Raw genomic sequence first — 23,463 nt, forward strand, 5'->3', positions numbered from 1 at the left:
CCCCTTTTTCGTTCAGTTCAGCTACACTCCGGTTAAACCCTTTTCTGGAACGCCTGATGCTCACGCTCTACCCGGAAATCAAGCCCAATGCCCAGCACCGGATTGCCGTCGATCCTCCTCATGAGCTGTACGTCGAGGAGAGCGGTAATCCCGATGGTATCCCGGTGCTCGTGGTTCATGGTGGGCCAGGCGGAGGGTGTGAGGAGTTTCATCGGCGCTTCTTCGACGCTGAGCGATTCCGAATTATCCTCATGGATCAGAGAGGGGCGGGCCGATCCACTCCGCTGGCGGAGCTGGAGGGCAACAGCACCGATAAGCTGGTTGAGGACATGGAGACCGTCCGTTCGTTTTTTGGGGTGGACCAGTGGCTGCTGTTCGGGGGCAGTTGGGGATCAACCCTGAGCCTGGTTTATGCGCAGGCGTACCCTGAACGGGTTCTGGGTCTGGTGTTGCGCGGGATCTTTCTGTGCCGGCCCAGGGATGTCCAGTGGTTCTACCAGGATGGGGCCAGCCGAGTGTTTCCGGACTACTGGCGGGAGTTTGAGGAGCCGATCCCTGAGGAAGAACGTGCCGACATGGTTTCGGCCTATTACAAAAGACTGACAAGTTCTAACGAACTGGAACAAATCCAGGCGGCAAAGGCCTGGTCGGTGTGGGAGGGGCGCTGTGCAACGCTGCATCCGAATCCGCGCGTGGTGGAACACTTCGGGCATCCTCATGTGGCCATCGCCCTTGCGCGCATTGAGTGTCACTACTTCATGAATCACGCCTTTCTGGAGCCGAACCAGATCGTTCGGGATACCCACAAGTTGGTCGACGTTCCCGGAATAATTGTTCACGGACGCTATGACATGGTGTGCCCCCTGGACAACGCCCTGGCGCTCCATGAAGCCTGGCCCACCGCAGATCTCCGGATTATCCGGGACGCCGGACACTCCGCCTCTGAGCCCGCCATCGTCGATGCCCTGATTCGAGGGGTCGAAGAGGTCGTCGCAAAATCTGGGAAAAGTGCGAGCTAGTCGTACTTTTTGATGGTTGCGATTCGTTAATCCCGCCGATAGACTCGTTTTCGATTTGATGGTCCGCCGTACGATTTCCCCCAGAGAGGCGCATGAAAGGGCTTATCCAGCGAGTATCGGAAGCCAGTGTTGTAACAGGCGTCGAGCAAATTGCTTCGGTCGGAAGCGGCCTGCTGCTTTTACTCGGTATAGAGCGCGGAGATGGTGAGGCAGAGGTCCAGAACCTGTGCCGCAAGATTCTCACTTACCGGGTTTTCCCTGATGACCAGGGCCGCATGAATCGCAGTCTGATCGATACCGGCGGATCCCTTCTTGTCGTTCCTCAATTTACCCTCGCTGCTGACACGTCGTCGGGTACCCGGCCGGGGTTCTCCCGTGCGGCCGATCCCGGGCTTGCCAACGAACTGTTTGAGCGTTTCGTCGTTGAGGCACGGACGACGGTTGGGCCTGAACGAGTGGGTAAAGGTGAGTTCGGGGCCGATATGAAGGTTCGTTTGGTCAATGATGGCCCTGTTACGTTTATGCTCGAGGTTTAACGGCGTCTGCCCGGGTCTTTGCGCACAATAAAAGTGCGGCCAGGTGCCTGATGTTTTCTATTGGTGCGTAAAAGCGGTGCCTGTCCAGCCGTGTAACGTATTTGTGACACATTGATTATTGTAAAGTATTGATTAAAAGACGTTTAATATAATCTGGCCCCGGAATTGTTACACAGGGTTCAGGTTGCTCCTGAGTGCTGGATCGCATAAATACTTGCGTTTCTGGTGCGAAACGAGCTAAAAATGCACCGCCAAATGTTTGCAAAAACAGGTTCGTTGTATTAAAACAGGTTCATCATGCAGGACTTTAATAAAGTCTTGTAAGTGGTTGAGCCAAATAGATCTGCCGGAGTGTGGATCTACATAACTAGAAGAAAAGTTATCCCGGGTGTAACAAATCTGACACAGGGGTAATGCAGAATCGGGCTATCCAGCAAAGACTGGTTACGCCTTAAAAAATCGGGATAAGAACCCGTCGCTAAAACCTGAGTTAACTCAAAAAGGAAGACGCAAAATGAAAAAAACGCTCATCGCATCCGCTATTGCAGCCGCGACCTTCTCTGGCTCCGCGCTGGCACAGATGGAAATGTCAGCTTCCGAACTGGCGGCCAAGATGGACTCCATGCCGACCGTTTACGGTAACATCCAGTACGCCATCGCTCACCGCGACGTGGAAGATGTTAGCTCCGAAATCGGCCATTACGACAACGGTTCCACCATCGGTTTCAAGCACGATCACGAAATCGCACCGGGCATCACTGGTTTCTTCAAGGCTGAGCTCGAATTCGACGCAGACGACAAGGCTGGCAACGGCGGTCTGAACGCGTTCGACGAAGCTTACATTGGTGTGAAGGGCGACAGCTTTGGTCAGGTTTGGGTTGGTTCTGACGACTCTACCTACGAGAGCGCCATTGACGAAATCGCCAACTACTACGAGTACGCTGCTTTGAGCATCGGTGGCTCTTACGACACTGGCGAAGGCGACCTGGTTCAGTACAGCTCTCCAAGCTTCGGCGGCCTGCAGCTGCACGGTGCGGTTCAGTTCAACGGCGATGGTGACACTGCTGTTGATGCGGCTGGAGACGAGGTTGCTCGTGAGAAGTCCTACCCGTACCAGTTGGCCGCCACTTACACCGTTGACGCGTTTGAGCTGGCTGTAGCCATGGACTCCAACGATGGCGACCGTGCTTATTCCACCGAGGAAGAGGCTACTAGCCCCAACAACGAAAACACCTACGGTGTGCGTGGTAGCTACACTGCTGGTGACCTGCGCGTGACTGGTCAGTACCAGACTCGCAAGGACGTAGGCGACACATGGGGACTGTTCGGTGGCTACTCCATCGGCGCCAACACCTTCGCCCTGTCTTACGAGTTCTTTGACGCCGACAACGTCGACGCCGAGCTCTCCACCATCACCGCTCAGGCTCTGCACAACCTGTCCGACAACATGTACGTGTACGTCGAAGGTTACCTGAACAACGCAGAAGCTGGCGCTGTTGACGTTGACACCACTGACCTGGTGGTTGGTGCTGTCTACTACTTCTGATTTAGCCCATCCGCTAATTCAGTCGTAATCGAAAACCGGCGACCTTCGGGTCGCCGGTTTTTTTATGTACTCTGAAAAACATTCATAGTGGGAGTGCGATATGGCGGAAGAGCTGGAAATCAAGCTGACCCTGAAGCCTCACGATCTGAAGGCGGCACTGTCGTGGCTGCAGGAGCAACCGACAGCGTCTGAAGGAGACACAAAGGTTCTGGTCAACCGGTACTACGACACGTCGGATGCAGAGCTCAACCGGCAGCGGGCGGCACTCAGGGTGCGTCAGGTCGGCGAGCGCTATATCCAGACGTTAAAAACCAAGGGCAGCTTTGAGGCGGGGGCTCACAAGCGTCAGGAATGGGAATGGCCATTGCCATCGGCCGACCTGGATCCGGGCCTGCTGTCAGAAACACCTCTGGCTGGTCAGATCAGTCTTTCAAGTCTGCAGGTCGCCTTTGAAACCAATTTCGAGCGCCAGATCGTGATGCTGCAGGACGATGAGGCCACGATCGAGGTGGCCATTGATTCCGGGCAGGTGTTATCGGGCGACCATGCCCGCTCTCTGAACGAGGTTGAGTTCGAGCTGAAGGCCGGTAATCCGCGGGCGCTGATTGGCTGGGCCCAGAAGCTGGCCGGGCAGGTGCCGGTGTTTCTGAATCTGGTGAGCAAGGCCGAGCAGGGCTATTATCTTGCCGGGCTGTATTCCCCCGGGGTCTTTGAGTCGTCCGATCATGCGGAAGGTCTCTCGGTGACCGAGTTTCTTCAGGGGCTCAGTCTGTGCTGGCTGACCGGGACCCCCTTTCCCGTGGACGGGGTCGATTTCACGCAGGTCGAGAGAGTGGCCCGACAGGGCGGGACCGGTGCCCAGTTTGAAAGCGTCCTTCAATCCCTAAAAGATAAGAAGCCCATCGACGCCATGCTGGAGAGTCCTGCCCTTGGTCAACTGCAAACGGCGCTGGTTTCGGATTGAAGCCATTCAGGTTGGTGTCGACGAATTCGCCGCCGGCTTGCTTTTCTCGTGCCAGCTGGCGATGAAGGCCCGGTACCTGTCCAGCGCTTCCTGAACCAGCTCGACGCTCGGTGTCTCTGCAGATTTAACCAGTACAATCAGCCCCTTGCCCTCGATTTCCTCGTTAGTGGGTGGGTGGCAGATCACTTCGTCGTCGTTATCGATGTAGGCGAGGGCGGTGCCAATGCCATGTCGAACGAGCGCGCTGACGATGTCCGCCCAATTGAGATCGTCGAGGGTCAGGTCGTAGCGGTGGGGGTGGTCGTGTTCGTAGTTGAACAGATCTTCGAGTACCTTTTCCGAGCCAGGGGCAACCACGGAACGAACCATGATTTCCGGGTAGGTTCGTACCGGGCGCAGGATGGTTCGAATGCCCAGTGCCTTGAAGCGCGCCCGGTTGTCGTCGGAAACACATTCCACCGTCGTCCGTCCGCCCAGATTGAGCTCGCTGAGACGATGCGCAATATCAAAGGTCAGGCTGTCGGAGTAAGGGTCGCATTCGTCCGCGGCCAGCACAATGATGTGCCGAGCACCGCCGGCATGGACCGCTTTGAGGGCCGCGGGATCGAAGCCGGACCCGTGATAGTGAACCATGCCCACATCGGACAGCTCTGTGGGAAGTCCGTTGGGAAATTTTCGAGTCAGAAGCATGATCGGGATAGTCTCGTATCCCGGTATGGATCGGACCTGTGAGGCGAACCGCATAAAGTACTGCTCGCCGCCGCTCTGAGGCGTATTGATCATGACGATGTGGTCGTTCATTTTGTAGATCCACCTTCCCGTAAGAATGCGTTCCCGGCGATAGAACCGGTATTCGATAAAATCGCTGACAATGAGGGTTAACAGGGTGATGGCACCGACAAACATGATCAGGATGGTGCTGAGCCGTCCGATCAGTGTCTTGGGTGCGAAATCCCCATACCCGACGGTGGATACCGTGGTCATGGTAATCCACACAGATTCGAAGAGGTTCAGGTCCTCAACGGTCCAGATGATCAGGATCTGGAGGGACAGGAGCCCGGCCAGTATGAGAAACAATCGTTTCATTCGATGCCGGATCAGTCCGCCCATTGGAAGATGGGTCTGCTGGTGTTCCGGGTTAAGCGGGCGGCGGTTTCTCTGCATCCGAGCGTTCGGCCTGTTCAGTCGCGGTTGAGTTCGTTATACAGTACCGGAAATATAACAGAGAGACAGGGGTTTGCATTATGTCCGAGCCGTGGAGCTCCCTTCCTGCAGCCTTGGCTGAAGACCTTGCGTCCAGCTGGGAATCGGTGTTCCCGGAGGGCGTTCCGGGCTGGCTGACAACCGCTGAGGACATGTCGGAAGAGGTCGTGGCCGACGCCATCGCCCGCAGCCTGTTCCTGAGGCAGACGCTCGAGCGCCAACCGGATCAGGTCCGTGTTTTCCTGGAGGCCCGTTCGCTCACTGAGCCTACGTCGCCGGAGTTTCTGGAGCGCCGCTGGCAGGAGTATCTGGCCTCGGTAGACGATGAGCCGTCTCTGCACGCGGCGCTTCGGAAGTTCCGTCGCGAGGCCCAGTTCCGCATCATTTGGCGCGATCTGTTGCGTTGGGCAGACCTGGAGGAAACCATGGCGGCGACAAGCGCCTTCGCGGACACTTGCATCCAGGGAGCGCTCGATTGGCTGTACGAGGATGCCTGCAAGCAATCCGGCACGCCCTGGGGGGCCGATCCGGCCACCGGCAAGGAGGCGCCCCAGGAAATGGTCGTGCTCGGAATGGGTAAGCTTGGTGGTCGCGAGCTGAATGTCTCGTCCGATATCGATCTGATTTTTGCGTTCCCCGGAAACGGGGAAACTCAAGGTGGTCCGCGTTCCCTGGACAACCAGACCTTTTTTATCCGGCTGGGCCAGCGCCTGATTCAGGCGTTGGATCAGATAACCGCGGATGGTTTCGTCTTTCGTGTCGACATGCGGCTGCGGCCTTATGGGCAGAGCGGCGCACTCGCCCTCAGCTTTGCCGCCCTCGAGGCCTATTACCAGGACCAGGGACGGGATTGGGAGCGCTACGCCATGGTGAAAGCCCGGGTGGTGGCGGGCGATCAGTCCGCAGGCCAGGTTCTGATGACAAGTCTGCGGCCCTTTGTCTATCGCAAGTACATTGATTTCAGTGCCTTCGAATCACTGCGTAGCATGAAGGCGATGATCAGTCGGGAGGTGCGCCGCAAGGGTCTCGAGAACAACATCAAGCTTGGTAGTGGCGGCATTCGTGAGATCGAGTTCGTGGTGCAGGCCTTTCAGTTGATTCGCGGCGGCCGCGACCGTGAGCTCCAGCAACGGGAGCTGTTGGAGATTCTCAAGGAGCTGGAAGCGCTTGAGCTACTGCCACCGCAGGTGGTGAACGAACTGCGAGAGGCCTACGTGTTCTTGCGTAACCTCGAGCATGCGCTGCAGGGCATGGAAGACAAGCAGACTCAACTGTTGCCCTCCGATACACTGAGCCGGGCCCGGGTTGCCCTGATCATGGGTTTTGACAACTGGGAATCGTGCGAGGCGGCTCTCGATGAACATCGCAAGCGGGTTGCAACTCACTTTGCCAACATCATCGCGACCGACGACGATGAACAATCGGGCGCAGGAGCGCTTGAGGAGGGCTGGCACGAACTCTGGCTGGCGGAAATCGACGAATCCGCCTCAGCTCAGTGGTTGGCCGATCATGGGTACGAGGACGCAGAGGCAACCTGCCAGGCACTGAAGGATCTGCGGGAAAACCGCACCGTTCAGACGATGCAGACGCAGGGGCGTACCCGACTCAATCAGTTCATGCCGGTGTTGCTGGAAGCCCTTACCCAGGTGGACAATCCCTCCGAGACCCTGTCGCGGGCACTTCAATTGGTTGACGCGATCCTCCGCCGTACCGCTTACATGGTGCTGCTGCTGGAGAACCCGGGGGCGCGGACCCAGCTGGTGAAACTCTGCAGTGAAAGCCCCTGGATTGCCCGTCAGCTGGCGGAAACGCCGCTGCTTCTGGATGAGCTCCTGAACGCAGAGAGCCTATACCATCCGCCGGCCAAGGAAGAGTTGCAGGATGACCTGCGGCAGCAGATGCTGCGGATTCCCTTCGAGGATCTCGAAGAGCAGATGGAGTCCCTGCGCCATTTCAAGAAGGCACACATCCTCCGGTTGGCGGCCTCTGAGCTGAAAGGAACATTACCGCTGATGAAGGTCAGTGACTATCTGACCTGGCTTGCAGAGGTGGTGCTGGATCACGTTGTCGATGTGGCGTTCTCCAATCTGGTGAGCCGCCATGGCTATCCGAGGCGGGCGGATGGGTCTGCCTGCGAAACTGACTTTGCCATCATCGGTTATGGAAAGCTGGGCGGTATCGAGTTGGGGTACACCTCCGACCTGGACCTGGTGTTCGTACACAACGCCGATCCGGAGCTTTCGACGGACGGCGAGAAGGCCATCGACAATGCGGTCTTCTATACCCGTCTGGGGCAACGGATTGTTCATATCCTCAACACCCAGACGCCGGCGGGTTTGCTCTACGAGGTGGATATGCGGTTGCGCCCCTCGGGCAATTCGGGGTTGCTGGTCAGCACGCTTCAGGCCTTCGAGAAGTACCAGCGTAACGACGCCTGGACCTGGGAGCATCAGGCGCTTGCCCGTGCCCGTGGCGTGGCCGGTTGCCGGGAAACGCTGGAAGCGTTTGAAGCGATTCGTCACGATATCCTGTGCCAGCCCCGTGATCGGGATAAGCTGAGGGCGGAAGTGGTGGACATGCGCGAACGGATGCGGACGAGTCTCGGGACTCCCGAGCATCGTCAGCAGGAGGTGTTTCATATCAAGCATGACACCGGCGGTATTGTGGACATTGAATTCATGGTTCAGTACCTGATGCTGGCCTACTGTTCCGAGCATCCTGAGCTGACCCAATGGTCCGACAATATTCGGCAGATGGAAGAGTTGGGACGGGTGAGAGTTATGCCCGTTGAAGACACCGAAAAGCTGCGCGATGCGTTTATCGCCTTGCGCTCGACCATTCACCGTCGGGCGCTGCAGAATCTCAACAGTCAGGTTGAAGCGGATGCGTTCCCGGACGAGCGCCAGTACATCCGGGCAATGTGGCAGCGAATCATGATTGATTAGCTTGCTAAATTTCTTTCTTGTGAAATTTCCTGCTAGAATGCCGGTTCCCCGAAAACCGCTTTTTTAGGAGCAATGAAGAATGTCAATGGCTGATCGCGATGGCCTCATCTGGCTGGATGGTGAAATGGTTCCCTGGCGGGAAGCCAAAACCCACGTGCTGACCCATACTCTGCATTATGGCCTCGGCTGTTTTGAGGGTGTGCGGGCCTATAATACCGCGAACGGTCCTGCCATTTTTCGTCTGGAAGACCATACCAACCGATTGTTCCGCTCTGCCCACATCCTCAACATGAAGATGCCGTTCAGCAAGGACGAGTTGAATGCAGCTCAGTGTGCGGCCGTTCGGGAGAATAATCTTGACGAAGCCTATCTGCGCCCCATGGTGTTCCTGGGTTCCGAGGGTATGGGGCTCCGTGCTGACAATCTCAAGGTGCATGTCATGGTCGCCGCCTGGAGCTGGCCGTCTTACATGTCGCCGGAAGCCAAGGAGATGGGGATCAAGGTTCGGACCTCGTCCTATACCCGCCATCACGTCAACATCACCATGTGTAAGGCGAAGGCAAACGGCAACTACATCAACTCGATGCTGGCGCTGAACGAAGCAATCGCCTGCGGCTGTGAGGAAGCGTTGCTGCTCGACAACGAGGGTTACGTTGCGGAAGGCTCGGGCGAGAATATCTTCATCATTCGCGATGGCGTTTTGCATACCCCCGAGCTGACGTCCTGCCTGGAAGGTATTACCCGCCAGACGATCCTCGACTTTGCCAGCGAGCTAAACATTCCGGTTAAAGAACGCCGGATCACCCGGGATGAAGTGTACATCGCCGAAGAAGCCTTCTTCACAGGCACGGCCGCGGAAGTGCTGCCGATTCGCGAGCTTGATGGTCGGGTTATCGGAGCTGGCAAGCGCGGACCGGTGACTGAGAAGTTGCAGGGTATGTACTTCGATGCGGTGAAGGGCAAGCTGGAGGCGCATAGCGGCTGGTTGACCCAGGTTAACGGCTGATTGCCGGGCAATTAACCGGGCCGCCTTCTGTGTGAGAACAGTCAGGCGGCCTTGTTGTTTCAATTCATTCAATTTTCAGGAATAGCACATGGCAGACGTCATCAAAGTCCCCGTCTCCTTCGGCGAGGTCCTCGACAAAATTACGATCCTTGAAATCAAATCCGAGCGCATCAAGGATGAGGCCAAGGTCAGGAATGTGCGCCTGGAGCTGGACGAGCTCAGCGCGACCTGGGACGAGGCGGTCAAGGATCAGGATGCCATCGCCGATCTGAGAAAACAGCTCAAGGCCGTGAATGAGGCGCTTTGGGAAATCGAGGACGATATCCGGGATCAGGAAGCGGAGCAGGATTTTGGCCCTCGCTTCATTGAACTGGCCCGGGCCGTGTATGTGACCAATGACAAGCGCGCGGCCATCAAAAAAGACGTGAACCTCGCGCTCGGTTCACGCTTCGTGGAAGAGAAGTCCTACCAGGATTACACCGCGAAGAAGTAGTTCTTCGCACAGATCTGATACGAGGCAGCTTTGTGCGGCTTCGTATCAGCCGCCACCGGACCTGTTCTCAATCCAGCGATCCAGCATATCGGTCACATCTTTTACCGTGACCAGTTCCATTGCCCCTTCAAACTCTGCCTTGGCGCCCCAGCGGGCCTCGTCCACCGATTTTCCGGTGAACTGCTTCAGGGCCTCCGGATACCGGTTCACACACCACTGCAGTGAGTTGTATGGCCCGGAACGATCCGGGTTGCTGGCTGCAAACAGGCCAAGGACATCGGTTCCCACGGCGCTGGCGATATGAGCCGGGCCGGTATCGGGAGCGACCACCAGGTCGGCGTGAGTCAGCAAAGCGGTGAGCTGCTTCAGGGTGTCTTTGCCGCAGATGTTGTGGGCGGTTTCCTTCATCTGGTGTTCGATGGCGGCGCAGTAGTCAGCTTCAAAAGGCGCCGGGCTGCCCACCAGGATGACTTTCATGCCATGGGTACGGATGGCATGGTCGGCGAGTTGGGCATAATGGGATGCCGGCCAGTTTCGCAGGGTATGGCTGGCGCACGGACTGATCACAAGATTGCGACGATCGGTCGCGAGCTGCTCCCGGGCAAACGCGTGATCACTGTCCGCCAATGGGATGACCCATTTCGGAGCGGCGGGCTTGAGCCCCAGTGGCTCCAGAAAACTCGCCAGACAATCGCGAACGTGCTGGTGGTGAGCCGGTTTGATTCGCCGATTGATGAACAGGCTGTGAAGGTCCTTGCTCCGTGCCTTGTCGTAGCCCACCCGAATCGTCGATGGAATGCAGGCCGAGGCCAGGTTGGCGCGGAAGGCAACCTGCATGTGCAGCAACGCATCGAATCGGCGGCCTTTCATTTTTTGCCGCAGCTCCGCGTAACCTTGGCGGCCGGCCTTCTTGTCGAAAATGATGAACTCGACGCCCGGAAGGTCGCCGATCAGCTTGGCTTCGATCTTGCCGATGACCCAGGTGATTGCCACGCCGGGAAGCTGTTCCTGGAGACTCAGAACAACGGGAACAACGTGTGTGACATCGCCAATGGCGGACAGGCGGAGAATGCAGATCGACTTCATTGGGCAGGGATCCATGGCATGTTCAAAAACAGGTTTGTAGAGCTTTGCAGCTAATCATTGGTAAACTGGCCGCCATTCTATATTACTCGCCGGCAGACGTCCCGATACCCAGCCGGCCTGTTGACTGCTCTCATCTTCTTCTGGCGCACGGGGATCCATGGTCGAGTCTGAAATCTGCGAACGGGAAAAGGGCTCAGGACTGCTCATACATCCGGATTACGAGGGACGCGTCACCAAAGAGTGGTTCAAACCGGACTACTGGGGAGAGCGAGCGCAGCCTGTCAGCACCGGTGGGCGAGGGGGAGCCTGGTTCCTTGAGGCCGATGGTAGCCGACTCGTATTGCGGGAATACCGGCGAGGCGGCCTGGTCGCCAAACTGTCCGAGAAGGCCTACGCCTATACCCGCGAACAGGACGTACGTTCGTTCTCGGAATTCCGGCTGTTGAATCAAATGCACCGAATGGGGCTTCCGGTGCCGCGCCCGGTGGCGGCGTGGTACCGGAAAGTGTCGCTGGTGCAGTATCGGGCCGCCATTATCATTGAACGTCTCGACGGGACCGTGCCTCTGGCCGAGCTGATTACCCGGCTTCGGGCAGAGGACTGGTGCGCGTTGGGGAAGACCATTCGGCGATTCCATGACGCCGGCGTTCGCCATGCGGATCTGAACTGTTTCAATGTCCTGGTCGAGGGATCAAGGTTCTACCTGATTGACTTTGATAAGGGACGGATTCAGCCGCCGGGCTCGGCCTCGAGCTGGAAAAACGCCAACCTTGAACGATTTGCCAGATCTCTGAGGAAAGTGGCGGGTGAGGCCGCACAGCGGAAGGTCTGGGATGCTTTCATGAACGGATATAACGGGAGTCAATCGGCTTGATCGACCAACAGGAAAACACCTCGCTGCCCGCCGTGCTGTGCCTGACAGACGCATGCGACCGACCGGAGACGGAACTGTTCATCGGACTGAAGAAAGCGGGCTTTGACGTGGATGTCATGTGCAACCCCAAAGGCCGGAATTATCAGCGGCTGGTGGATGAGGGCATGGTTGCGCAACCCATGGCCTTGGAAAGTCGCTTCGACAAAGCCGGTATCGACGCTATCCGGAACCAGCTTACGAAGAAAAACTACGAGATCATCCATGCCTACAACCCGAGGGCCCTGGCCTGCGGGCTCAAAGCGTCAAAAGGGACAGACATCCGGATCGTTGCTTACCGTGGGGTCATCGGGAACATCAGTTTTCTTAATCCCGAGTCCTGGATTACGTTTCTTCACCCTCGGGTCAGCAAAATCGTGTGCGTCGCAGACGCCATCAAGGACTACCTGGCCAGCCTGAAGTTTCTCTGGCTGCGCATTCCGGACTCGAAACTCCAGCGGATCTACAAGGGGCACGACCTGGATTGGTATCAGGCTGAGCCTGCCGACCTGAGCGAGTTTGGCGTGCAGGAAGGCGACTTCGTCATCTGCTGCACCGGGCGCAACACACCGCGAAAAGGGTTTGATGTACTGATCAAAGCACTGGACGGACTGCCGGAGGGTATGACGCCTCATTTACTGCTGGTTGGTGATGTGGATAAAAATGAGCAGATAAAGGAACTGGTTGCCCAATCGCCTCATTCCGCTCGAATTCACTTCACCGGTTACCGTAACGATGCCCCGGCTATCGCTGCTGCCAGCGACGTATTTGTGTTGCCGTCCACAGAAAGGGAAGGGTTGCCGCGCGCGGTGATTGAGTCGATGGTCTATGGCGTCACCCCCGTTGTAACGTGTGTGGGCGGTATGCCTGAACTGGTTGAAGATGGTGTGAGCGGCTTGGTTGTTCCGCCGAGAAGCAGCGCGGCGCTGGCTGAAGCAATTGGGCGACTGTATCGTGACAGGGAACTGTTGGCGGAGCTTGGCAGTGCTGCCAGGCGCCGGATTTCCGATCATTTTCACACCTCCCAAACCGTCCGTGAGACTGGGGATTTGTACAAGTCATTAACCGGTAGGACGTGAATGCGCCGATATCTGTTTTTTGTCAATCAGCCTTATTCCTACTCGATTCTCCGCCCGCTGCAGGACGAAATTCGCCAGCGTGGCGGAGAGGCGGCCTGGTTTGTCGCGGGGTGTACGGCGGAGCCACTGGGCCCGGATGAGCGCCATCTCAAGACCGTGAAAGAGGTCATGGAGTTCAATGCGGATGCGACTTTTGTGCCCGGTGACTGGGTTCCCTATTTCTTTCCGGGTATCAAGGTTGAGGTCTTCCATGGAATGGCGCGCAACAAGCGTGGTCATAGCAGTGAGGATGAGAGCGATCACTACCGGATCAGGGGCTGGTTTGACCTTTACTGCACTCACGCAGAAAAAGACACTGCAAAGTTTCAGGAGTTGGCCGAGATCCACAGACACTTTTCGGTCGCCCATACTGGCTGGCCAAAACTGGATCCTTTATTGAGAAATGCGGTTCAAGGGCCGCGAGATAGGGCAGGGGACGATCTCCCCGTCGTCTTTTACGCATCGACCTTCAGTCGCTCCGTGACGTCAGCACCCTTGCTTGTGAAAAAGATAGCGGAACTGGCTTCCAGTGGCCGCTGGAAGTTCATTGTCACCCTGCACCCCAAAATGGATCCCGCCGTCGTTGAGCAGTATCGCCGGCTCGCCGGAAAACACCTTCGTTTTGTTGAGAGCGATGAGGATTTGCTCCCGATCTTCCCGGAAGCAGATGTTATGTTGTGCGACACCTCGTCAATCATGTTCGAATTCATGTTTCTTGATCGTCCCGTCGTGACTTTCAGAACAAAGATGCCGGGCCCCTACCTCATTGATGTGAACGATGTTGAGGAAGTAGAGCCTGCTCTGGAAAAAGCGCTGGGATACCCTCGGGACCTTATGAATGAGACGCGTGCACTCTGCAATGAATTGCACAGTTTTCGCGATGGGAAATCCAGTGGGCGTGTTCTGGATGCCGTAGAGGATTTCCTGCTCGAGAGAAAGCCGGGATTGCGGCGGAAACCACTTAACCTGCTCAGGAAGATCAAAGTCAGACGCCGTTTGCGAAGGGAACTCAAGCGCGGCGTCCGGTTGAGCAGTCAATGAGCCTTTTCCTTTCAAGGCTCAGGAGCGCAAGAGCTTGAACAGCAACCAGGCCTCTATCAATCTGTTCGTTGCCAGTACGCCATTGCAGCTTATTAGCTGTTCTGAGGCTCGTGAACATTACGGATGTGCGGCCGACTCCTGTGTATTAGTGGTGGCCAGGCCTGACAACAAAGAGACGGAGTCCCAGATGGCCTTTCTTGCCGAGACTTTGGGCTGGAAAGATCGGGAAACCGTCTATCTTGGAAAGACGTCTTTCTATTTTAAACTTGCTGCTCTGTTTCGGCGGTTATCGGGGCGTCCAATTACTCGCCTTTTCATTGGTAACAAGAACAGCTGGGTGCACGAGACGTTCTACCTTGGTTTGGATAGCGCCCAGGTTATTTTTGTGGATGATGGGCTGGCGACTGTTAAGTATTACCATGCCATTCACGATGAGCGTTTCTTTTCGAGGGTATCCGTCGGTAAAAGGCGCATACTGGCTGCCATGGGCATTCGCCTTACCCATGTGCATGACACAAGTAGCATCGCCTTTTTTACCTGCTTTCCCCTGCCTGACTCAGAACGAATAAGAATAGAGATTCACGATTTCCCTCTGTTTCGACGAACCTTCAAAGCCCACCACGCCCAAAACTCGGACCGTCGGCCTGTCGTGGCTTTTCTGGGGCAGCCCTTCGGCGGAGAGGAACGGTTGGAGCAGGTGAAATTGCACATGCAATTCGTGGTTGAGCGACACAAGAATGCTCGGATTCTGTACTTTCTCCACAGAAAAGAGATCGCCGCCGAGCTTGAAAAGGTACTTGGGGCCTTTCCTGTGGAAATCCGACAGGCCGGTCGCCCAATTGAGGTTGAGGTGGCCATGTCGGGAGAATCCTACCTCGGATTCTACAGTTTTGCCTCAACGGCCCTGTTTACGATCAAGAAGATCTTTCCCGAGATGCAGGTGTTCCAGATTGATGACAAAATCCTTGCGTCGAGGCTCCCCTATTACGACGAAATCGTTCAGATGCTGCACCGAATCGGTGTGCAGACAGCGGGCCTGAATTCGCAGTCGACACCAGGATAGAAGATGGGGGATCGAGATTGCGTCATTCTGTCGTATCTTGAACCTTGTTATCCCGCGAGAGCGTCCACAACCCTGCGTATTTGTTGAACGTTACCTGAGCATAGGTGACCGCCGTCAAGTACCCGACGGCGCCATCAAGGAAACCAAACCGGATGAAATAAACCTGAATAAAGGTCATCAGGCCCCTGAGCGTCGGGTACAGCATGGTCCGGGTCTTCTTGCCTTTGCGGTGTTTTTCCAGCGAGCCCAGCCAGGCGTACTTGGCGCTTTTTTCCAGCGAGTGACCGAAGTCACGGTGTGTGTAGTGGGTCAGTCGGCCCCGCAGCGTTTTTACTTTGCGGCCTTCGGGGATCAGGATTCGCTCATGGACCAACGCATCGGAGAAGCTCACGCCCTCACGCCTGAACAGTCGCAAAGGCGCGCGGCCACTGCGTCCGAAGTCGAGACGCTTGCCATAGATCGTGACCGCCCACGGCAGCTTGTAGGCATCGGCGTCAGGGTCGGCGAGGTGGTGATTGATTTCCCGAGCCAGTTCTGGTGTCACACGTTCGTCTGCGTCCAAGGACAGTACCCAATCGCCCGTCGCCCTTTCCAGGGCTCGTTGCTTCTGTACACCGAAGCCCGGCCAATCGGTGATTTCGACGATGTCAGCATACTCTCGCGCTATCTCTGCGGTTCGATCGGAGCTGCCACTGTCCAGAACGATGATCTCATCCGCCACCAGACGAGCTGACGTCAGGCAGTCGGCGATGTGTGCCTCCTCGTTCTTGGTGATAATGGTCGCGGATACCTTGCGGGTACGCTGCTTCACATAGGATGCGCTCAATTCGTGAAAGAGGGCTGAGGCGATTCCCGCAATCGCAAGCAGGTAAAACGTCAGGAACAGATTCCGGTTGAACGTCGCTTCGGTCAGGCCGAAGAAAAAATACCCGGTGCTGACGAGGGCACCCGCAGCGGCGAGGTGCGCGGCAGGGAGATGTTGGCTGAAAAGGTGCCGGGCAAAAATCGCAAGGGGAATGAAGATCAGCAGGGCCCAGCTCAGGATGCCCGGAATGCCGCTGGTGGCCGCATTGTTCAGGAAGTCGCTGTGGGCGTGTCCAGAGCAACAGGCAAGCAGATGTTGAGATACGGTGCCATTCGCGGCGGCCGATTCAATCGCGTGGGTGTATCCCCCCAGCCCCACGCCAGTCCATGGGTGCTCCTTGAACATCTCCCAGGCAAGCCCCCACACCTCGAATCTAATGGTCATGCCATTATCAAGGGTGCTCCCATCCATCAGCGCTTGGATAGAGTGGGACATGCGTTCACCCGATACGACTGTCAGCGCCAGAATGGCCGGGATGAGTAACAGACCAACGAGACGTGTTTTTTTGCCGACCAGCGGAAGGCATACGAGCAAAAGAAAGGGCAGCGCGACCAGGTTGCTCCGGGTTTCGGAAAGCATGGATATAGCGGCCGTCGAGACACCCACGAGCACGAACAGAACGCCGGGCATTCTTTTCCCTGTGCGCAGGAAAAAGGAAGCGCCAACCAGCGTCAGTATGCTGCCCAGTAGTGCAATGTTGCCAAAACTGATCGGATTGATTCCGCCACCGAAACGCATCTCCAGAATCTGGTCGATAGACCAGAGCTGGCTGGCCAGTGCCGAGGCAAAAGTTAGGATGGCCGAGAGTGAGACAATGCCGAGCGCCATGAACATCGTTTGTGCCCGCAGGCCAGCGTAGCTAAAGGCAATGACCAGTGGCCAGAAGACAATAAACCGGGCGTGGCTACCCAGGGTCTTTCCGCCCTCATAATCGAAGCCCTCAAGCAGCCAGGACCAGGCGCTGACCAGAACGAAAAACCAGAATGCAAAGTGTATCAGTCGCAACTCTTTCGGCGTGTCCCAGCCTGTCCTTTCGGGAGCCTTCCGGGCGATGAGTACGCCTCCGGCAATGGCCAGAAGCAAGGCGGCGCCTGCCAGGATGCTGGAGGATAGAAGTGCTCCGCCAAGTCCGGCCATAAGCAGGGCCGGTGTTACAGTCCGGTAGGACAGGGTCATGTCAGGAAAATCCGAGAGTTAAAAGTGAATTTGACAAGCTGGATGTGACACATTGTTCACGAGTCAGCAGACTCGGTCAGTGTTGTACGGATTGATTTCCCCCGGCGGACGATGACGCATGCGCTTATATTCCCACTGGTACTGTTCCGGGATCTCGAGAACGCAGTGCTCGATCGACCGGTTCAGGGCGGTTGTCGCGACAACCGGATCTTTGTCGCCCAGGCCGGCTTCAGTCTTTCTGACGACGATCCTGAACCCACGGGCGTCTGGCAGGCGCTCAGCGTAGGTGATCAGAACGTGGGCGCCGGTTCGCTGAATCAGCTTCGAAACCAGCGTCATCGTTTTTACTTCCATGCCGAAAAACGGAGCGAAAGCGTTGCCTTTACCTCTGGGGGATTGGTCCGGCAGTATGCCGGCTACGCCGCCCTCTCGCAGTATGGAGGCCAATCTCGCCAGTCCGCGTCGGTCACCGCGAACGAGCTCCGAGCCGAGGCGTCCGCGGACCTTGATCATGTAGTCTTCAAACTCAGGCATATTGGGCGGGCTGTACAGCGCGGCCATCTTGTACCGCGATGAAAAGAAGAGGCCCGCAAGCTCCCAGTTTCCCAGATGGGGGGCCAGAAGGATCAGTCCCTCACCGCCGGCCATGGCCTCGTCAATGAGTTCCAAGCCTTCGGTTTCCTTGATGAGGTCGAGGCACTTCTGAACCGGCCATTCCCACATGAGTGGAACTTCGAGCATGGTTTGCCCGGTCTGGATCATCGACGCCCGGGACATGGTCTGGCGTTCCGTGTCGGAAAGGTCTGGCAGGCAGATGGACAGGTTGGTGTCGGTCACCTGTCGCGACTTGGTTGGCAGCTTCCAGATCAACAGGCCGAGCCACTTTCCGATTCTCTGGGCGCTTGCCAATGACAAGCCGCCCGCGATTCTCAGCAGGCCGGCGATCACCAAATACTTGAGTTTACTCATTTGCGCCCGTACCGGTCCTCGTACCTGACAATGTCGTCTTCGCCGAGGTAAGAGCCCGACTGCACTTCAATCAACTCAAGGTCAATCACACCGGGATTCTCCAGTGAATGAACCTGCCCGACCGGGATGTAGGTAGACTGGTTTTCCGTGACCAGATAGGTTTTCTCGCCATTGGTCACTCGCGCCGTGCCGCTTACCACGATCCAGTGCTCAGCGCGATGGTGGTGCATCTGAACCGAGAGCTTGGCGCCTGGCTTCACGGTGATTCGTTTGACCTGATAACGGGCGCCATTATCGATAGAGTCGTATACGCCCCAGGGCCGGTACACTTCCCGATGATTCATGTGTTCGTGGCGACCGTCGTTGCGAATCTGTTCGACCACGGATTTTACGTCCTGCACCTTGTCTTTGTGCGCGACAAGGAGCGCGTCCTTGGTCTCGATGATGACCAGGTTGTCCACGCCGACCGTAGCCACGAGCCGGCTGTCGGCGCGAACCAGCGTGTTGGCGGTATCCCGGGCGATGACATCGCCGGTCAGGCTGTTGCCCGCTTCGTCCTTCGAGCTGACGTCCCAGAGCGCCGACCAGGAACCAATGTCACTCCAGCCGGCATCCAGGGCAACAACGGCAGCCTTGCTGGTTTTTTCCATGACAGCGTAATCCACCGATTCGGAGGGGCAGTCCGCAAACAGTTGGGGATTGACCCGGGTAAAGTGCAGGTCCTCGCTCGCGTCCGCAATCGCCGCCCTGCATGCCGAGAGGATGTCGGGACGATGGGTTTCCAGTTCTTTGAGGTAGTCCCTGGCAGAAAACAGGAACATGCCGCTATTCCAGAGGTACTCGCCTGAGGCCAGGTAGGCGGCGGCGGTGTCTTCGTCCGGTTTTTCGACAAACTTGTCCACCGTGTAACAGTCATCCGACAGTTCGGTTCCCCGATGAATGTAGCCATAGCCGGTTTCCGGATGACTCGGCACAATACCGAAGGTGACCAGCTTTCCCTGCTCCGCCAGGGGAATGGCTTTCGCTACACCTTGCTGGAAAGCATCCGTGTCCTGAATCAGGTGGTCGGCGGCGAGAACCAGCATCAGAGGGTTGTCGTCACTCGCACGCTCGCACAGTTGGATGGCAGCCAGGGCAATGGCTGGAGCCGTGTTGCGCCCGCAGGGTTCCAGGATAATCTGCACGTCTTCCTGGCCGGATTGCCGCATTTGCTCCGCCGCCAGGAACCTGTGCTCTTCATTACAGATCAGCAGCGGTTTTTCAGCATTCATGCCCTCAAGTCGGGCAACCGTGGATTGCAGCATGGACAACGGACTGTCCGTCAGTTTCAGGAACTGCTTGGGATTCAATTGTCGTGACAAAGGCCAGAGCCGGGAACCGGTGCCGCCGGCCATGATGACAGGATGAATCATGAATTTACTCCGAACTTGAGTGTGAGAACGCCATGAAAAAGTTCCTTTTTAAGCGCGCCATCTTACCACATGGGTATCATAATATTGTCCCGCTACAAACCGAAATCCCGCACTTTGCGATCAGGAGCGACAATGAAGCTGCCACTTTCCGTTTATTTCATCACGCAGGATGAAGAGGCCAGGCTGCCTGAGTCACTGCCGAAGGTGATCGGCTGGGTGGATGAGGTCATTGTGGTCGACTCCGGGAGTACCGACAAAACCAAGGAGATTGCAGTGGAGGCGGGCGCCCGATTCGTACACCGCGATTGGGAAGGGTTTGCCTGCCAGAAAGCCTACGCGGCCAGTCTGTGCCGTCATGACTGGGTGCTGGACCTGGACGCGGACGAGGTGCTCTCGGACGAGCTGGTTGCCAATATCAAGGATTGCTTTTCCAGACCCATCGCCGGGGATGTGGCAGGGTTCAGGATGCGATGGGTGCTGTCCCAGCCGCTCCCGGGGCATCCGTTCCGGCACGACAAAACCAAGAAAATCCTTCGGCTATACCATCGAAAACGTGCCGCGATCGAACCGGAGAAAGACAGCAATGACGATCGTCCCCGGGTGCGGGCCGGCCGTGTGCTCGACCTGAAGGGCGATGTGCTGCACCGCACGTTGATCTCGCTGGAACAGATGGAACGAAAATACTGTCAGCTGTCGACGGAACAGGCGCGTTTCATGGCCGCCAGAGGGCGCAGGATATCCGGGGCAAGACTGTTCGTGGAGTTCCCGCTGAAGTTCCTCAAATACTACCTGCTGCACAGGCAGATCCTGAACGGCTGGTTCGGGTTGAGCGTCTCGATCACGGCCGCCAACCGCAACTTCATGCGCCTGGCCAAGGCAAAAGAGTTGCAGCTTCTGGAGCGGCTTGAACGGAAAACCTAGGCCTGTACGCGAACCTTCAGGTGTTGTCGGCATTGCTGGCTGACAGGGCCTCCCGATACAGCCGTTCCGTTTCACTCGTCATACACTCAAGCGTGAGTTTTTCTCTCGCAAAGGTCATGGCGGCGCTTTCGGCTTCTCTCAATGCCGCCAGGTTGGATAACGCATCGCGGAGCCGGTAGGCGAGGTTTTCCGGCTCCCAGTCCGGGCTTACCGCCTGCGCAGGAAGCAGGTAGGCGGGGCCGCTCACCGGCGTCGAGATGATCGGGCAGCCAGCCAGCAGGCTTTCAATCAATACGTACGGAAACCCCTCCCGTTGGGAGCTGATCACCATCAGGTCTGCCTGCCGGTACACCGGCGCCAGATCAGCCCGATACCCGGCCAGGGTCACCCGGGCTTCGAGCCCGAGGCTGGTAACCAACTCCTGGAGCCCGGACTTCAGGGTTCCTTCGCCAAATACGCTGAGGTGGGCGTTCGTGTCGTCTCCAGCCAGCTTTGCCCAAGCCCGAATCAGGGTCTCAAATCCCTTGACCGGTTCAAGGCGTCCGACGGCGACGACGTTCATGACGCCCTCTGGCAGGATTCGCGCCTCATCGCCCTTTCGGGCGCTTTCGGCTGTTGGCGCGATCCCGTTAAAGATCAATTGCTTGTGCGGGTGATCCAGGTTGTCAAAAATGTGCGGGCTGACCGCAATAACGCTGTCCAGATTCTGAAACGCCCTGTGGCTGGACTTGCTGCCATGAATCGTGCCCACTCGGGCACATCTGCGCTTCGGGTGGATGTGCCGGATTAACTGGGCGGACTTGTTGCCCTGGGCATGGAGAATGTCCGGCGCAATCCTATGGACTTGGCGCTTCAGGAAAAAATGAAGCAGGGGGTTGCGTCGCCCAAGCTGCACTGGCGCAGCGTGGAAGTGTACGGGAGTGGAAAAGTGGCGTCGGTAGCTTTCGTGTCCAATGACATGGACCTGGTGTCCGCGGTGAGCCAGCGCCTGGGCCAGATCGGCCGTGTGCCTTTCCATGCCTCCCCAGGCAGTGCCGGGTGTCGAAAAGAGCAGGGCAATGGTCAACGATTGTGGTTGGGTCATTGTTGGTGGTCGCGCCGTTCAAGCACCTGCTCATAGATCTGCAGGGTCGACTCGGTCTGAGCCTCGAGCCGAAACCGGTAGGGGATCTCGATGGCGGATTTGCCCGTTTCCAGTAATTGAAGCACTGTCTCCGCGAACTCGGCGGTGTCATCGGGAGTGACCAGGCCCGCCTGAAAGCAGGCCTGGAGTGTTTCTGCGGCGCCCCCTCGGTTGTAGCCGGCCACCGGTGTGCCGGAGGCAAGCGCTTCAGTAACGGTGCGACCAAACGGCTCCGGTTTGGTGCTCATGTGGCAAACAACATCGGCCAGAAGGTACAGCGTGGTCATGTCATTGCGCTGACCAAGAAAGCTGACCGCGCTGGTCAGTCCCAGCCTGTTGCGTTCCCTCTCCAGTTGTTCGAGAAATCGCTCTTTACCGGGTTCAGTGCCGCCCACAATGATGCCATGGCAGTCCGGACGTTGCTGGGTCAGCTTTGCCATCATTGACAGAAAGTCCATCTGCCCTTTCCAGCGCGAGATCCGACCGGGCATCATGATGATCTTCTTACCAGCCAGTTGCGGATACTGCCGAAACCATCTCTGCAACCATTGGGGGCTGAGCTCACGCTGCCGAAAGGCGTTCAGGTCCACCCCTCGTTGCACCACCGTCAAGCGATCCTCAGGCACCGGGTAATGGTCCAGAACGTATTCCCGAACGCACCGGGACACGGCAATCAGGTGGTCAGCCCGGGTCATAATGGCACTGTATGGATTGACGGAGTACATGCCGTGGAACGTCGAAACGACAGCGGGACGTTGCTCGGGCGGCAGGCTTCGCAGAGCAAGGTGAATAATCCACGCCGGCATCCGCGAACGAACGTGAACAATATCCGGCTGCAGCTCCTGTAGCAGTCGTCGCATTGGCAGAATCTGGCCAAACGAGCGGGGAGACTTTCGGTGGATGGGCATGAAAATGTGGGTCGAACCCTGTCCCCGAAGTTGTTCGGCCATTGGGCCGCCCTTGGACACCACGAAGGACTCGTGCCCCCGCTTTACCAGATCCGAGGCAAATTCCACGGTGCCCCGTTCGACGCCCCCGCTGTAGAGCGCAGGCAGAGCCTGGAGAATTCTCAAGCGCCCTTCCTCCCCTTGCCGGTCTTCGCTTTTTTCGGAACCGGAAGCAGATTTCGTGCGATGACCCAACGCGCGGCGCGGTCCGCCTCCCATAACGCATCATGGTGCATGGTCTCTCCTCCCATGACGGTGGCATGGTCGCTCCACCGCGCGACCCGTCCGTTCTCCACCAGTCGGTTGACACCATCGGCGACCCGGCTCCCGGCGCGGGGCGTAAACTGGAAGAGTCCGGTGGGAACGCCGGAGGTGACCGCTTCGCACACCATGGACATGCTGTCCGGGGTTACCCATATGGCCCGTGAGGCAGCGAGTTGATGATTCAGCCAGTCCTGATGGGTTTCAGCGGGGTCGACAACCGTAATCTTCGGGCCGGCCAGTTCCTGCAGCCTGCCCAATAACTCAGCCGGAGTTCGTCGCGATCCGCTGATGGTCCAACGCCAGGTTGGGTACTGCCCGATCAGGTGATTGACCTGGCCCAGCAGGACATCGCTGTCCCAATCAAAATGAGGGGAAGGCCCCCCGATCAGCATCAGAGCCTCGGGCTTGTCGGTGACCCGGGCAAGCGGAGTGACGGTGTTGATCACGCCGTCGGTGAGTAAAACGCGGGACGAGGCGGCAACGTTGTCGTGGGCCGGAATAATGGCCGCGTTCACCCAGCCCAGCGGGAATCCCGGCCGCATGAGTATGAGCGTCTTCACCTTCCGGAGACGGCGCAGAGACAGAAGCAGGCGATGGGTGCCTGTCCCCGCCGCAACGATCAGATCGGGCCTCGGCAAGGTTTGGCCCAAATTCGGGGCCATGGCCAGCAGAGCTCGCCAGAGCGGCACCTTGACCTCGTCGGCATCCACCCAGTACAGGCTTGCACCTGCGATCACCCGCAGCCGGTTCCCCAGACCCTTAAGCTGATTGCGGTGTCCCGGCTTGTTGTCGGTCAGAAGCCACACCACCGGCGCCGGATCGTGTTGCTCATTTGGTTTCGACATAGCTTCCGGTC

At 57.4% G+C, this 23,463-nt stretch carries 20 protein-coding genes; 12 read left to right on the top strand and 8 right to left on the bottom strand.

The window, feature by feature from the left end; genetic code table 11:
• Positions 1–56: 56 nt before the first annotated feature.
• The 4 genes from pip to KXD86_RS17720 all read left to right on the top strand — a co-directional run bounded on the left by pip (position 57) and on the right by KXD86_RS17720 (position 4,065).
• Positions 57–1,019, top strand: a complete 963-nt coding sequence (pip, locus tag KXD86_RS17705; protein WP_218637464.1) for a prolyl aminopeptidase — start codon at positions 57–59, stop codon at positions 1,017–1,019.
• Between the two features lie 92 nt (positions 1,020–1,111).
• Positions 1,112–1,555 (top strand): D-aminoacyl-tRNA deacylase, encoded by a 444-nt coding sequence (dtd, locus tag KXD86_RS17710; RefSeq protein WP_218637465.1) that lies wholly within the window; start codon positions 1,112–1,114, stop codon positions 1,553–1,555.
• Positions 1,556–2,069: 514 nt separating this feature from the next.
• On the top strand, positions 2,070–3,101 hold the full coding sequence (locus KXD86_RS17715; RefSeq protein WP_218637466.1) for a porin: 1,032 nt from the start codon (positions 2,070–2,072) through the stop codon (positions 3,099–3,101).
• 100 nt (positions 3,102–3,201) lie between these two features.
• On the top strand, positions 3,202–4,065 hold the full coding sequence (locus tag KXD86_RS17720) for a CYTH domain-containing protein (RefSeq protein ID WP_218637467.1): 864 nt from the start codon (positions 3,202–3,204) through the stop codon (positions 4,063–4,065).
• A gap of 6 nt (positions 4,066–4,071) precedes the next feature.
• On the opposite strand, the gene KXD86_RS17725 is transcribed toward KXD86_RS17720, so the two are convergent.
• Positions 4,072–5,229: a potassium channel family protein gene (locus KXD86_RS17725; protein WP_218637468.1), complete on the bottom strand. Its 1,158-nt coding sequence runs from the start codon at positions 5,227–5,229 to the stop codon at positions 4,072–4,074.
• 80 nt (positions 5,230–5,309) lie between these two features.
• On the opposite strand from KXD86_RS17725, the gene glnE reads away from it, so the two are divergent.
• The 3 genes from glnE to KXD86_RS17740 all read left to right on the top strand — a co-directional run bounded on the left by glnE (position 5,310) and on the right by KXD86_RS17740 (position 9,712).
• Positions 5,310–8,213, top strand: coding sequence for a bifunctional [glutamate--ammonia ligase]-adenylyl-L-tyrosine phosphorylase/[glutamate--ammonia-ligase] adenylyltransferase (gene glnE, locus KXD86_RS17730; protein ID WP_218637469.1), 2,904 nt, complete (start codon positions 5,310–5,312; stop codon positions 8,211–8,213).
• A gap of 79 nt (positions 8,214–8,292) precedes the next feature.
• Positions 8,293–9,219: a branched-chain amino acid transaminase gene (locus KXD86_RS17735; protein ID WP_218637470.1), complete on the top strand. Its 927-nt coding sequence runs from the start codon at positions 8,293–8,295 to the stop codon at positions 9,217–9,219.
• Positions 9,220–9,307: 88 nt separating this feature from the next.
• On the top strand, positions 9,308–9,712 hold the full coding sequence (locus tag KXD86_RS17740; RefSeq protein ID WP_218637471.1) for a DUF6165 family protein: 405 nt from the start codon (positions 9,308–9,310) through the stop codon (positions 9,710–9,712).
• A 45-nt stretch (positions 9,713–9,757) separates the two neighbouring features.
• On the opposite strand, the gene KXD86_RS17745 is transcribed toward KXD86_RS17740, so the two are convergent.
• On the bottom strand, positions 9,758–10,798 hold the full coding sequence (locus KXD86_RS17745) for a glycosyltransferase family 9 protein (protein ID WP_218637472.1): 1,041 nt from the start codon (positions 10,796–10,798) through the stop codon (positions 9,758–9,760).
• A gap of 157 nt (positions 10,799–10,955) precedes the next feature.
• Here KXD86_RS17745 and KXD86_RS17750 point away from each other — a divergent pair, with 157 nt between their 5' ends.
• The 4 genes from KXD86_RS17750 to KXD86_RS17765 all read left to right on the top strand — a co-directional run bounded on the left by KXD86_RS17750 (position 10,956) and on the right by KXD86_RS17765 (position 14,930).
• Positions 10,956–11,672: a 3-deoxy-D-manno-octulosonic acid kinase gene (locus KXD86_RS17750; RefSeq protein WP_218637473.1), complete on the top strand. Its 717-nt coding sequence runs from the start codon at positions 10,956–10,958 to the stop codon at positions 11,670–11,672.
• Positions 11,669–12,787: a glycosyltransferase family 4 protein gene (locus tag KXD86_RS17755; protein ID WP_218637474.1), complete on the top strand. Its 1,119-nt coding sequence runs from the start codon at positions 11,669–11,671 to the stop codon at positions 12,785–12,787. Before KXD86_RS17750 ends, KXD86_RS17755 begins: the two co-directional genes overlap by 4 nt.
• 168 nt (positions 12,788–12,955) lie before the next feature.
• Positions 12,956–13,867: a CDP-glycerol glycerophosphotransferase family protein gene (locus KXD86_RS17760; RefSeq protein ID WP_228739678.1), complete on the top strand. Its 912-nt coding sequence runs from the start codon at positions 12,956–12,958 to the stop codon at positions 13,865–13,867.
• 34 nt (positions 13,868–13,901) lie between these two features.
• On the top strand, positions 13,902–14,930 hold the full coding sequence (locus KXD86_RS17765) for a polysialyltransferase family glycosyltransferase (protein ID WP_218637476.1): 1,029 nt from the start codon (positions 13,902–13,904) through the stop codon (positions 14,928–14,930).
• 22 nt (positions 14,931–14,952) lie between these two features.
• On the opposite strand, the gene KXD86_RS17770 is transcribed toward KXD86_RS17765, so the two are convergent.
• The 3 genes from KXD86_RS17770 to KXD86_RS17780 all read right to left on the bottom strand — a co-directional run bounded on the left by KXD86_RS17770 (position 14,953) and on the right by KXD86_RS17780 (position 19,352).
• Positions 14,953–16,971 carry an O-antigen ligase family protein gene (locus tag KXD86_RS17770; protein WP_218637477.1) on the bottom strand — a complete coding sequence of 673 codons (2,019 nt, stop codon included), beginning with the start codon at positions 16,969–16,971 and terminating at the stop codon, positions 14,953–14,955.
• A gap of 63 nt (positions 16,972–17,034) precedes the next feature.
• The gene (locus KXD86_RS17775) at positions 17,035–17,940 is read right to left on the bottom strand and encodes a lysophospholipid acyltransferase family protein (RefSeq protein WP_218637478.1); all 906 of its coding nucleotides are present in this window, start codon (positions 17,938–17,940) and stop codon (positions 17,035–17,037) included.
• Positions 17,937–19,352, bottom strand: a complete 1,416-nt coding sequence (locus KXD86_RS17780; RefSeq protein WP_218637479.1) for a mannose-1-phosphate guanylyltransferase/mannose-6-phosphate isomerase — start codon at positions 19,350–19,352, stop codon at positions 17,937–17,939. The genes KXD86_RS17775 and KXD86_RS17780 overlap by 4 nt, the downstream gene beginning before the upstream one ends.
• Before the next feature lie 132 nt (positions 19,353–19,484).
• Between KXD86_RS17780 and KXD86_RS17785 the strand changes: the two genes are divergently transcribed.
• A complete protein-coding gene (locus KXD86_RS17785; RefSeq protein ID WP_218637480.1) occupies positions 19,485–20,273 on the top strand; it encodes a glycosyltransferase family 2 protein in 789 nt (262 codons plus the stop codon).
• Positions 20,274–20,289: 16 nt separating this feature from the next.
• On the opposite strand, the gene KXD86_RS17790 is transcribed toward KXD86_RS17785, so the two are convergent.
• The 3 genes from KXD86_RS17790 to KXD86_RS17800 are packed head-to-tail and all read right to left on the bottom strand — an operon-like array spanning position 20,290 to position 23,452.
• Positions 20,290–21,357, bottom strand: coding sequence for a glycosyltransferase (locus KXD86_RS17790; RefSeq protein WP_218637481.1), 1,068 nt, complete (start codon positions 21,355–21,357; stop codon positions 20,290–20,292).
• The gene (locus tag KXD86_RS17795) at positions 21,354–22,469 is read right to left on the bottom strand and encodes a glycosyltransferase family 4 protein (RefSeq protein WP_218637482.1); all 1,116 of its coding nucleotides are present in this window, start codon (positions 22,467–22,469) and stop codon (positions 21,354–21,356) included. Before KXD86_RS17795 ends, KXD86_RS17790 begins: the two co-directional genes overlap by 4 nt.
• Entirely contained in the window at positions 22,466–23,452 is a 987-nt protein-coding gene (locus KXD86_RS17800; RefSeq protein WP_218637483.1) for a mitochondrial fission ELM1 family protein, read from the bottom strand. Before KXD86_RS17800 ends, KXD86_RS17795 begins: the two co-directional genes overlap by 4 nt.
• Between the last annotated feature and the right edge of the window lie 11 nt (positions 23,453–23,463).

Source organism: Marinobacter arenosus (assembly GCF_019264345.1).
GTDB lineage: Bacteria > Pseudomonadota > Gammaproteobacteria > Pseudomonadales > Oleiphilaceae > Marinobacter > Marinobacter arenosus.

Bases quoted from the DNA above. Each gene is read 5' to 3' on its own strand.
- pip (WP_218637464.1), top strand. From the start codon at position 57: ATGCTCACGCTCTACCCGGAAATCAAGCCCAATGCCCAGCACCGGATT.
- dtd (WP_218637465.1), top strand. From the start codon at position 1,112: ATGAAAGGGCTTATCCAGCGAGTATCGGAAGCCAGTGTTGTAACAGGC.
- KXD86_RS17715 (WP_218637466.1), top strand. From the start codon at position 2,070: ATGAAAAAAACGCTCATCGCATCCGCTATTGCAGCCGCGACCTTCTCT.
- KXD86_RS17720 (WP_218637467.1), top strand. From the start codon at position 3,202: ATGGCGGAAGAGCTGGAAATCAAGCTGACCCTGAAGCCTCACGATCTG.
- KXD86_RS17725 (WP_218637468.1), bottom strand. From the start codon at position 5,229: ATGCAGAGAAACCGCCGCCCGCTTAACCCGGAACACCAGCAGACCCAT.
- glnE (WP_218637469.1), top strand. From the start codon at position 5,310: ATGTCCGAGCCGTGGAGCTCCCTTCCTGCAGCCTTGGCTGAAGACCTT.
- KXD86_RS17735 (WP_218637470.1), top strand. From the start codon at position 8,293: ATGTCAATGGCTGATCGCGATGGCCTCATCTGGCTGGATGGTGAAATG.
- KXD86_RS17740 (WP_218637471.1), top strand. From the start codon at position 9,308: ATGGCAGACGTCATCAAAGTCCCCGTCTCCTTCGGCGAGGTCCTCGAC.
- KXD86_RS17745 (WP_218637472.1), bottom strand. From the start codon at position 10,798: ATGAAGTCGATCTGCATTCTCCGCCTGTCCGCCATTGGCGATGTCACA.
- KXD86_RS17750 (WP_218637473.1), top strand. From the start codon at position 10,956: ATGGTCGAGTCTGAAATCTGCGAACGGGAAAAGGGCTCAGGACTGCTC.
- KXD86_RS17760 (WP_228739678.1), top strand. From the start codon at position 12,956: ATGGAGTTCAATGCGGATGCGACTTTTGTGCCCGGTGACTGGGTTCCC.
- KXD86_RS17770 (WP_218637477.1), bottom strand. From the start codon at position 16,971: ATGACCCTGTCCTACCGGACTGTAACACCGGCCCTGCTTATGGCCGGA.
- KXD86_RS17775 (WP_218637478.1), bottom strand. From the start codon at position 17,940: ATGAGTAAACTCAAGTATTTGGTGATCGCCGGCCTGCTGAGAATCGCG.
- KXD86_RS17780 (WP_218637479.1), bottom strand. From the start codon at position 19,352: ATGATTCATCCTGTCATCATGGCCGGCGGCACCGGTTCCCGGCTCTGG.
- KXD86_RS17785 (WP_218637480.1), top strand. From the start codon at position 19,485: ATGAAGCTGCCACTTTCCGTTTATTTCATCACGCAGGATGAAGAGGCC.
- KXD86_RS17790 (WP_218637481.1), bottom strand. From the start codon at position 21,357: ATGACCCAACCACAATCGTTGACCATTGCCCTGCTCTTTTCGACACCC.
- KXD86_RS17800 (WP_218637483.1), bottom strand. From the start codon at position 23,452: ATGTCGAAACCAAATGAGCAACACGATCCGGCGCCGGTGGTGTGGCTT.